Origin of the sequence: Bacillus sp. JJ1127 (genome assembly GCF_036965845.1) — a bacterium.
GTDB lineage: Bacteria > Bacillota > Bacilli > Bacillales > Bacillaceae_G > Bacillus_A.
Window position 1 is genome coordinate 9,738 of the sequence record NZ_JBALQK010000088.1, and the last position, 8,840, is coordinate 18,577.

Consider the following 8,840-nt stretch of genomic DNA (forward strand, 5'->3'; position numbering starts at 1 on the left):
GCCTTTTTGTTATAATTTTTTATGCTCACTTTTATTCGTAACACCGAGATGTTGCTGTAATGTGGTAGATATATCGTGAACACTCTTTTCGTCAGGAATGTAGTAGTAGATACCATCTATATATTTATCGGAACCTTTTACTTGAAGCTTGTCCAACTTTAAATTTGAGCCCATTAAATTTGTTGTAATAGTCATCATGTCATCAAAATCCAGGTTTGTTTTTAGATCATGATCAACAGCATCTAATAAGTCACCAATTTTATTAATGGAATTGATGGATAGCGCTTTTTGAGCAATAGCTTCTAAAACAAGCTCCTGGCGCTGACCACGCATATAGTCGCTATCAATGTGACGAGTTCTTGCTAAAGCAAGTGCTTCCTCACCATTTAAATGTTGGCGTCCTTTTTTTAGATGGATAGCATCTGGCTCGTCTTTACTGTTTTGTTCTGTAAATTCAACTGGAACGTCTACATCGATGCCACCAAGAGAATCAACAATTTTTATAAATGATTTAAAGTTAAATTTAACATAATAATCAACAGGAACATTTAAAAAGTTCTCCACTGTATCAATTGTACTATCAACACCGCCAAATACATGAGCGTGTGTAATTTTATCTTGTTTATTACGGGATTTAATATAGACACGAGAGTCGCGTGGAATACTAACAAGTTTTACGGATTTGTCGTTTTTATTAATCGTGGCAAGTAATAGCGCATCTGTACGGGTTGCTTTGCCATAGTCTTTTTCGCGAATATCACTCTCATCAACACCCATAATGAGAACAGAGACATTATCTGTCATAGGTTTCACAGCTTTTTCACGTTTACTGGATTTATCTCCTCGGTCTAACTCGGAGTATGCATTGTTTACAACGGATTTTGCTTTGCTGTATATATGGAAGAAATAGCTCCCGCCCCCAATTGTTACGATAAGTAATGGAACGAGAATGAACCATAGCAGGCGTCTGTTTTTAAATCGCCTCTTTGAGGTTCTGTTATTTTTTTCTACATCGGATTTCATCATATGTTCTCCTTTAAATCTTTCAGTTTGTATATTTTCTTATGATGTGTAGATGAGACACATAAAAGATATTGTACGCTAAATAAAAGGAATTGTACATGTATAAAAAATAGATGTCTCGATTATTTATGAGACATCTATTCGTTATTGTATACAAAAGGGATGAATAAAAAAGGATTAAAATTTTCCTATTTAGAGCATAACACTTACAATAATTGCGGATAAAATACTAACAAGTGTTGCACCATACAACAACTTCAAGCCGAAACGAGCAATGACGTTTCCTTGTTCTTCATTCAATCCTTTTACAGCGCCTGAAATAATACCGATAGGGGAGAAGTTTGCAAAGGATACAGATACCTACTGTACGTGCAGATAAGCTGTTTGCAAGTTTGCTAAGATCCATCATGGCCACAAACTCATTTGTTACAAGCACAAGTCCAATTCTGGTATTTAATAATAAATAGGTCAAAATTAACTGTATAATAAGCATGATGAAAATGGGTCTAAATTTAATATGCTTTTTATTATTACTAGCAATGAAAGCAAGGAAAAAAACAACAACAAGACCGAGAAAGAAAGTAACAAATTTCATAATAGGCCTCCTAAAAGAGGATTCTGTTACATAGGTTTTTCATTTCTAGAGAGAATATACCTGTTTAGTAAAGAGAGGAATGAGTGAAAGAATGAACATATCTAAAGTTCATCACATTGCAATTATTTGTTCTGACTATAAAACATCTAAAGAATTCTATACCGGGATTTTAGGATTTAAAGTAGTAAATGAAGTATACAGAAAAGAAAGGGATTCCTATAAATTAGATTTATGTGTAGGAGAACAATATCAAATTGAATTGTTTTCATTTCCAAACCCGCCAGAGCGTCCAAGTTTTCCAGAAGCAGCGGGTCTTAGACACTTAGCATTTGCAGTGACGGATATAGATGAGGCAGTAAAACATCTAAATCGGTACGGAGTAGACACGGAACCAATACGTGTTGATGAAATAACAGGAAGACGGTTTGTATTTTTCCAAGACCCTGATTGTTTACCATTAGAATTATATGAGGAGTAAAAATTGGGGAATTTTATATAGGTTTGCTTTTTTACAAATGAAGAAACTAAAGTAAAACTTCTTTTAAAAAGGAGGTGTAGCTTTAGCTAAGAAAAGCTAAAGGGTATTTTGGAGATTGTGAAATTAATGATGGTCGTTGTTCTGATTGCGTTAACTGGCTTTTTTGTAGCGATTGAATTTGCAATTATAAAGGTGCGTAGCAGTCGTATTAATCAGCTCGTAGATGAAAAAAAACGAGGGTCATTCGCAGCAAAGAAAGTCATTTCAAATTTAGATGAATATTTATCAGCCTGCCAGCTTGGAATTACCATTACAGCTTTAGGATTAGGGTGGTTAGGTGAACCAACGATAAAACATTTATTGGAACCGTTATTTCTGAAAATGGAATTTTTACCAGTAGTTTCTAGTGCTGTGTCATTTATTATTGCATTTGCTGTTATTACATTTTTGCATGTTGTAATTGGTGAACTTGCACCTAAAACATTGGCTATTCAAAAAGCAGAACAAGTTAGCTTGTTATTATCTCAGCCACTTATTTATTTTTATCGGATTATGTATCCGTTTATTTGGGCTTTAAACGGATCGGCACGCCTTGTGACGGGGATATTTGGATTGCCCCCCGCTTCTGAACATGAAGTTGCACATTCAGAAGAAGAGTTAAGACTTATTTTATCGGAGAGTTATGAGAGCGGAGAGATTAACCAGGCTGAGTTTAAATATGTAAATAATATTTTTGAATTTGATAATCGGCTCGCGAAAGAGATTATGGTCCCGCGTACTGAAATTGTTGGTTTATATGAAGATGAACCATTTGAGACGCATATTAAAATTATTGGACAAGAAAAATATACGAGATATCCTGTATTTGGAGAGGATAAAGATGAGATTATTGGAATGGTTAATGTAAAGGATTTATTTATTCGCTATATGGATGGCGGTCGAAATGAAGAATGTTCTATTACACCGTATACAAGACCTGTTATTGAAGTGTTAGAAAATATTCCAATTCATGATTTATTATTACAAATGCAGAAAAGACGCATTCCACTGGCAATTTTATATGATGAATACGGTGGTACTGCAGGAATCGTGACACTTGAAGATATTTTAGAGGAAATTGTCGGGGAAATTCGGGATGAATATGATGAGGATGAGTATCCACCGATAGAACATATAAGCGAAACATGTAAGATTGTAGAGGGAAAAGTACTGATTAGTGAAGTGAATGATTTATTTGGCCTACATTTAGTTGCTGATGATGTAGATACCATTGGTGGTTGGATTATGATGCAAAAACAAACAATTGTTGTAGGAGACATCATTGAGACGGGTGGTTGGAGTTTCAAAATTATTGAAAAAGACACGCATCAAATTAAACGTGTGGAAATAACGAAAGCTAATTAAATGTTAAAGAAGAATAGATAAGTACACATTGAAAAATCGACATAAAACCTTTCTTTTTAGGTGGGAGAGAGCATCCGGCCATGTATAGAAGCGGTCAGATCCTTTTTCTGCCCCATGCCAAGTGAAAACAAAGAGAGCAAACAAGTAGCGGTCACTTTTTGTTCTTCATAGCTGCGACTTATATGCTGGAAAATCAAAATGGATGTATATAGATGAAAAATGCGCAGAGAAGTTCAAATGTTTGCGCTTTCAGAAAGGGTGCTGTATAGTGAAGAAATATATGGAAATATTTCTCTTATTAAAATTATATTTTCATAGAAAAACCTTTGGAAATTATTGAGGTAGAATGAAAAGTATAGGTGATGAAAATGATAGCAACGAAAGACATACGGATAGAAAAAGATTTTTTAGGTGAGAAAGAAGTACCAAATGAAGCTTATTATGGTGTTCAAACATTGCGTGCGGTAGAAAACTTTCCTATTACGGGATATCGTATTCATAAATCACTCATTACTGCTATGGCGATTGTGAAAAAAGCGGCAGCACTTGCAAATATGGAGACGGGCTATTTACCTGAAAATATTGGGAAAGAAATTGCGGAAGCTGCGCAGGAAATTGTTGATGGAAAATTTCATGATCAGTTTATTGTAGATCCAATTCAGGGCGGGGCAGGAACTTCAATTAATATGAATACAAATGAAGTAATTGCAAACCGTGCATTAGAACGAATGAAGTGTGAAAAGGGAAATTATGCAACAATTAGTCCCAATACACATGTAAATATGGCACAATCAACAAATGATGCATTTCCAACAGGAATCCATATTGCAACGTTAATGATGCTGGAAGAGTTACTTGCTACAATGGAGGAACTTCATCTTGCTTTTACTAATAAAGCAAAAGAATTTGACCATGTGATTAAAATGGGACGTACTCATTTGCAAGATGCAGTTCCAATTCGTCTTGGTCAAGAATTCGAAGCGTATGGTCGTGTACTTGAGCGTGATATAAAGCGAATTAAACAGTCTCGTCAACACTTATATGAAGTAAATATGGGAGCAACGGCTGTTGGAACAGGGTTAAATGCAAATCCTATTTATATTGAGCGAGTTGTAAATCATTTACGAAATCTTAGTGGTTTTCCACTTGTAGGTGCAGAGCATTTAGTCGATGCAACGCAAAATACAGATGCGTATACAGAAGTATCAGCAGCGCTGAAAGTGTGTATGATGAACATGTCTAAGATTGCAAATGACTTACGCATTATGGCATCTGGTCCAAGGGTTGGACTAGCTGAAATTCAATTGCCAGCTCGTCAACCAGGATCATCTATTATGCCAGGAAAAGTAAATCCAGTTATGGCAGAAGTTATTAACCAGGTGGCATTCCAAGTTATTGGTAATGACCATACAATTTGTTTAGCATCGGAAGCAGGGCAGCTAGAATTAAATGTAATGGAACCAGTGTTAGTTTTTAATTTGATTCAATCCATTAGCATTATGAATAATGCATTCCGTGTATTCCGTGAATATTGCATTGAGGGAATTACTGCGAATGAAGAATTGCTGAAACAATATGTTGAAAAAAGCGTTGGGATTATTACAGCAGTGAACCCTCATATTGGATATGAAGCGGCTTCTCGTATTGCTCGTGAAGCTATTGCGACAGGAAAATCAGTTCGAGAACTTTGTTTAGAACATGGTGTCTTAACAGAAGAAGAGCTCGATATTATTTTAGATCCACATGAAATGACGCATCCTGAAATAGCAGGTGCATCGTTATTAAAGAATAAAAAATCCTGATACACACGTATCAGGATTTTTTATTCAAATATCTCGAATGATTTCGTCTAGAAAAGAAAATGAAGAAACGATCCCTTTGTCAGGGATCGTTTTCAGATTTTAAAAAATATTAAAATATAGATTTAAGTTGCAGTAAGCTAATAATTACTAAGAAGATTAAGCTATATTTCATTGTTATTTTAAATAGCTCTGATTCTTTACCAACTATTCCAACTGCCGCGCAAGCTACAGCAACTGATTGTGGTGATACCATTTTTGCCATTGTACCGCCGACTACGTTTAAGGCAACAAGAGTAGAAGGCTCGATATTTATTTGAGCGGCTGTAACAGCTTGAAGAGGTGCAAATAGAGAGCCGCTGGATACTACAGAACCAGTTATGAATACGCCAATCCAACCTAAGATCGGAGATAAGATTGGGAATATATTCCCAGTAGATGATAAGGCTAATCCAAGAGTTGAAGACATACCAGAATAGTTTGTTACATATGCTAATGCGATTACGCTACAAATTGTATAAATTGGTGCTTTTAACTCTTTTAATGTTTCAATAGCTAATTCTTTTACTAATTTACCGTTCACGCGGTATACAAGTAAAGATACAATAATTGCAAGAACAATAGCAGTAGTTGTTGATGAGAATACATCTAATTTAAAGATTGCTGCAAATGGTGTATCTGCTTTAACAATTGGCGCTGTTTTAATCACGTGATTGTGCAGGCCAGGTACTTGAATATTCCATATTAAGTTACTTAATGCACCGTTTGGAGCGAATAAAGCTTTTACTACTTTTAAGTTAAAAATTGTTACAAATGCAGTTAAGAATACAAATGGTGACCAAGCGTATAAAATTTGTTTCATATTATAATGAGGTTTTTCTTTTTTCTTTTCTTTCTCTTTTGTTGAAGATTTTGGCTGCCATACACGTAAGAATAATGATAATGCAATCATGCTGACTACAGCTGCGAAAATATCAGTAAGTTCTGCACCAAGGAAATATGTTACAACAAATTGTGTAATAGCAAATGCACCACCACTTACAATGATACCTTGCCAAGTTTCTTTAATTCCTTTTATACCATCTACCATTGCAACAAGTAAGAATGGTAGTACAAAGCTAATGAAAGGTAATAATGTTACAGTTTGACGACCAACAATTAATGGATCTATTTGTGTTAATTGAGCAGGTACTGTAACTGGAATACCCATTGCTCCCATCGCACCACCGGCAATATTAGCAACTAAACAAATACCAGCTGCTTTTAATGGGTTAAAGCCCATACCTACAAGTAATGCTGCTGTAATTGCAACTGGTACACCAAAACCTGCTGCACCTTCTAAGAAAGCACCGAAAGAATAAGCGATTAACAAGACTTGAAGACGACGGTCGTTTGTAATACTAGAAATGCTATCACGAATGACGTTAAATTGCTCAGTTTTTACAGTTAGTTTGTAAAGGAAAATTGCTGCGATAACGATTGTACAAATTGGATAAAATCCAGCTACTACTCCAAATGCAGCTGATGATACCGCCATAGTTGCAGGCATTTTGTAAACAAGTATGGAAATAATGATTGCTAAAATTACACTATAAAGTCCTGATAAGTATCCTTTGATCTTAAATACTGTTAAACAAAGAACAAAAAATAAGATTGGAAGAGCAGCGACAAGTGCTGATAACCAAATATTGTTCAAAGGATCGTAAATCTGTGTCCAAGTACTCATAATAATGACAACTCCTATCTATAATATGTGAATGAATTCACATTATTTGTGAAACAATTCACAATCAACTTACATTGCTAAGTATATTCTCCTTCAACACTATTGTCAACGTAAAAAAGTATTATTATTCCATAATAGTGTTATCTGTAAAAAATCCGCTACATTTTGTTCATAAACTGGACAAAAAGAGTGCCCATCTGTTTTTGAGCACTCTTTTACTCTTCTATGTATAAGTAACCCCATCCTAAGATTTAAAAATGAGTAAGGAAGATTAAAGTTTCACTTTATAAATTCTTCGTGTATTCCTTCATATTTTCGTATGTCATCGGTCCTACATGTTTAAAACGAATAACTCCTTCTGTATCAAGAATAAAGGATGTTGGAATACTCATAATTTGATATGTTGCATTTGCTTGTCCTTTTGTGTCTAATAGAACAGGGAAAGTATATTTATTTTCTTGAAGGAATTGTTTCACATGAGCGGGATCTTGTTCACTAGCAGTTGCATTTACAGCAACAATCTCAATTTTGTCTTCTTTTGTATCATTATAGAACTTTTCAATATCAGGCATTTCTATCTTACATGGGCCACACCAACTTGCCCAAAAATTCAATATCACCTTTTTTCCTTTATAATCGGAAAGATGAACTTCTTTCCCATCAATTGTTTGTAGAAGAAAATTAGGTGCAATGTTGCCGATTTCTGTTCCGATTCGAAGATCAGATGCTGTAGTATGTTGTTCTTCTTTATCCTTAAGTACAAAGTTATGGATAATTGTCCAACCAAGTGCAATACTAATTAAGCCAATTAGGAACCACTTTTTAATTGTGAATCAGCCTCCTTACCAAAATTTCACTCTTTTTATCGTAACAAAGCTATTGCTAAGGGTCAAACAATTTTACAATGATATATCATTTAAGAACAATATCTTACAATATCATTACAGGAAGAAGTATGAAGGAAAAAATATGACAAGAAGGTTGATAAAACAGCATTTGTGAAGCAAAGTATTCCTATCCGTATGTTTTGCTTTTCACTATATCGTATAGTATAATATTCAAAATCAGCATGGATTTTTTCTGAAGTGTATGTTGATAAAAGGAGGAAGATAATTTTATTGTTTGAAGTTGATAAAGTTGTGTCGTAACAGGAAATATAAAGACAAATATATAAATAAATAAAGAGAAATATAAAAATGAAAAAATGAGGGGAACTTTATGAATCAAAACCAATTTGATTGTCGTATTTCAGAAGAGGATGTACAAATGTTGAGAGCGCTAGCTCATCCACTACGTCTTCGTTTAGTAATGGAGCTTATGCAACGTGGAACATGCAATGTAACGCAATTACAGGAAGTGTTAGAAATTCCGCAATCGACCGTTTCACAGCATTTAACGAAATTAAAGCAGAATAAAGTTGTTCGTTTTGAGAGACGTGGCTTAGAAGTATATTATCAAGTGCATAATGACAAAGTAAGTGAAGTTGTAAAAACATTATTTTCATAAAATTTGAATATCTTGGAAAAAGGCGTATAGAAATATACGTCTTTTCTTATGGAATATATTTAGGCGGGATATGACAAGCTAGAAAAGGGGGAATAAGTAAAAGGAGGAAAACTAATGGATATAAAGCGTGTGAAACAAATTTTGTCGTCTTCAAGCCGAATCAATGTTACATATCAAGGTGTACCAGTTTGGATTGAAGGTTGTGATGAAGAGCGCGGAATTGCAGATGTACATGATGTGGATACTCCACATGAAACAGTACAAGTGGATATTACAGCGTTAGAGGAGAGATAAAAAACGGAAGTTAGC

The 8,840-nt window shown here is 34.6% G+C and carries 8 protein-coding genes and 2 pseudogenes; 5 read left to right on the forward strand and 5 right to left on the reverse strand.

All coding sequences use genetic code 11. From position 1 onward, the window contains the following. Nucleotides 1-9: 9 nt before the first annotated feature. From V7183_RS10225 to V7183_RS25945, 3 genes and pseudogenes are all read right to left on the reverse strand, one after another. Nucleotides 10-1,026: an LCP family glycopolymer transferase gene (locus V7183_RS10225; protein ID WP_335359410.1), complete on the reverse strand. Its 1,017-nt coding sequence runs from the start codon at nt 1,024-1,026 to the stop codon at nt 10-12. Between the two features lie 189 nt (nt 1,027-1,215). Then, a pseudogene (locus V7183_RS25940) lies at nt 1,216-1,456 on the reverse strand (nucleoside transporter C-terminal domain-containing protein); the annotation flags it as partial. Nucleotides 1,457-1,480: 24 nt separating this feature from the next. Next, nucleotides 1,481-1,618: pseudogene (locus V7183_RS25945) on the reverse strand (Na+ dependent nucleoside transporter N-terminal domain-containing protein); the annotation flags it as partial. Between the two features lie 91 nt (nt 1,619-1,709). Here V7183_RS25945 and gloA2 point away from each other — a divergent pair. The 3 genes from gloA2 to aspA all read left to right on the forward strand — a co-directional run bounded on the left by gloA2 (nt 1,710) and on the right by aspA (nt 5,302). Further along, nucleotides 1,710-2,096 (forward strand): SMU1112c/YaeR family gloxylase I-like metalloprotein, encoded by a 387-nt coding sequence (gene gloA2 / locus V7183_RS10235; RefSeq protein ID WP_335359411.1) that lies wholly within the window; start codon nt 1,710-1,712, stop codon nt 2,094-2,096. A 108-nt stretch (nt 2,097-2,204) separates the two neighbouring features. Further along, the gene (locus tag V7183_RS10240) at nt 2,205-3,500 is read left to right on the forward strand and encodes a hemolysin family protein (RefSeq protein ID WP_335359412.1); all 1,296 of its coding nucleotides are present in this window, start codon (nt 2,205-2,207) and stop codon (nt 3,498-3,500) included. Between the two features lie 368 nt (nt 3,501-3,868). Further along, nucleotides 3,869-5,302 carry an aspartate ammonia-lyase gene (gene aspA, locus V7183_RS10245; protein ID WP_335359413.1) on the forward strand — a complete coding sequence of 478 codons (1,434 nt, stop codon included), beginning with the start codon at nt 3,869-3,871 and terminating at the stop codon, nt 5,300-5,302. Nucleotides 5,303-5,411: 109 nt separating this feature from the next. Here the strand turns inward: aspA and V7183_RS10250 are convergent, their stop codons facing one another. Together V7183_RS10250 and V7183_RS10255 are read right to left on the reverse strand one after the other, a co-directional pair. Further along, nucleotides 5,412-7,025, reverse strand: coding sequence for a lactate permease LctP family transporter (locus V7183_RS10250; protein ID WP_335359414.1), 1,614 nt, complete (start codon nt 7,023-7,025; stop codon nt 5,412-5,414). 284 nt (nt 7,026-7,309) lie between these two features. Further along, on the reverse strand, nt 7,310-7,852 hold the full coding sequence (locus V7183_RS10255; protein ID WP_373605235.1) for a TlpA disulfide reductase family protein: 543 nt from the start codon (nt 7,850-7,852) through the stop codon (nt 7,310-7,312). Between the two features lie 391 nt (nt 7,853-8,243). On the opposite strand from V7183_RS10255, the gene V7183_RS10260 reads away from it, so the two are divergent. Then, nucleotides 8,244-8,531, forward strand: a complete 288-nt coding sequence (locus V7183_RS10260; RefSeq protein WP_001075218.1) for an ArsR/SmtB family transcription factor — start codon at nt 8,244-8,246, stop codon at nt 8,529-8,531. Nucleotides 8,532-8,645: 114 nt separating this feature from the next. Continuing rightward, nucleotides 8,646-8,825 (forward strand): acid-soluble spore protein H, encoded by a 180-nt coding sequence (locus V7183_RS10265; protein WP_335359415.1) that lies wholly within the window; start codon nt 8,646-8,648, stop codon nt 8,823-8,825. Nucleotides 8,826-8,840 lie beyond the last annotated feature (15 nt).

Bases quoted from the DNA above. Each gene is read 5' to 3' on its own strand.
- aspA (WP_335359413.1), top strand. From the start codon at position 3,869: ATGATAGCAACGAAAGACATACGGATAGAAAAAGATTTTTTAGGTGAG.
- V7183_RS10260 (WP_001075218.1), top strand. From the start codon at position 8,244: ATGAATCAAAACCAATTTGATTGTCGTATTTCAGAAGAGGATGTACAA.
- gloA2 (WP_335359411.1), top strand. From the start codon at position 1,710: ATGAACATATCTAAAGTTCATCACATTGCAATTATTTGTTCTGACTAT.
- V7183_RS10265 (WP_335359415.1), top strand. From the start codon at position 8,646: ATGGATATAAAGCGTGTGAAACAAATTTTGTCGTCTTCAAGCCGAATC.
- V7183_RS10250 (WP_335359414.1), bottom strand. From the start codon at position 7,025: ATGAGTACTTGGACACAGATTTACGATCCTTTGAACAATATTTGGTTA.
- V7183_RS10225 (WP_335359410.1), bottom strand. From the start codon at position 1,026: ATGATGAAATCCGATGTAGAAAAAAATAACAGAACCTCAAAGAGGCGA.